This window comes from Peribacillus sp. NPDC058002 (assembly GCF_042886655.1).
GTDB classification, from domain to species: Bacteria; Bacillota; Bacilli; order Bacillales; family DSM-1321; genus Peribacillus; species Peribacillus aracenensis.
In genome coordinates, this window is sequence record NZ_JBHVQU010000540.1 from 1 (window position 1) to 1,077 (window position 1,077).

Here is a 1,077-nt window from a genome sequence, read left to right on the forward strand (position 1 = left end):
TATGGTGAGGGTGTTCACCATATCTCTTTTGTCGTTAAAGACATGGAGGATAAGATGAAGATGTTAGAGGAAATGGGCTATCCGGTCATACAGACAGGTAACTTTTTTAACGGAAAAGGCCGATATGCCTATATGGATACCACATCGGCCTATAAAGTCATTATTGAATTGTTAGAACGTTTTGATGAGTAAACATGTAACGATGGATCAATCAAAAGGTTTCAGCAGAGCACTTGTCAAGAAATAACGAACTCCAGTGGTCATTAAATCGAAAACCTAGCCATTTTCCCTCCTATTCAGCTGATTAACTTACTGTACTAGTGAAACAGTAAAAGCATATACAAGGCAATGGGCAGGAAGGGGACTTCAACCATGGCCTTGTACGGTTGGCATAATAGTGGAAAAATATGACGAATAATTCAGAATATTAACGTTATTAAAAGTGGTTATTGGCTTGGAAATTTTTTAAGCTAAGGTGTATACATGTATGCAGGTGTGGGTGTTCTTTTTTCAAAGGAGCCAAAGGTTATAAAAAATTGTACGATCGGGGGGCAAAGAGAAATGGAGATATCCGGAAAAATAAACTTGGTAATTTGATTGTGATACATGTTTTATGTAATCAAGATAATAATCATAGTTTTTTTGGATATGGATCGTGTTGACCTTTATTGCTTTTTCTACATCTTTGTCACGAATGGCATGGATTAGCTGTAAGTGCTCATTGTTCCGTTCCTCATACCAAGATTTATCAACCATTGTAACATCTTCATTACGGGCCGATAAAAAGGAAATTCGAAAAGATAGCCATAACGAATCCGTAGTTTTTTGGAGAAAGGAATTTCTCGAGTAGGAATAAAATAAGCGGTGAAATTCAATGTTTGCTCGACTTGCCGCTATTCGGTCATTACTATTAATTGCTTGTTGCAGTTTATCCGTTGCCCATTCCAGTTTTTTTAATTCCTCCTCCGTAATTCCTTCACAAGCTTTTTGTATCGAATAGTTTTCGAGCATTTTCCTGATTTCCAATTCCTGCTGTAAAAGTTCAATATCCACATTGGATATGACTATCCCTATACC

General features: G+C 36.9%; 2 protein-coding genes. One reads left to right on the forward strand and one right to left on the reverse strand.

Going from position 1 to position 1,077, the window contains the following annotated elements:
* The coding region (locus ACFVSH_RS26950; protein ID WP_483878318.1) for a VOC family protein at positions 1-192 on the forward strand (192 nt) is incomplete at its 5' end.
* Between the two features lie 318 nt (positions 193-510).
* Here ACFVSH_RS26950 and ACFVSH_RS26955 read toward each other — a convergent pair.
* The coding region (locus ACFVSH_RS26955) for a GntR family transcriptional regulator (protein WP_387708905.1) at positions 511-1,077 on the reverse strand (567 nt) is incomplete at its 5' end.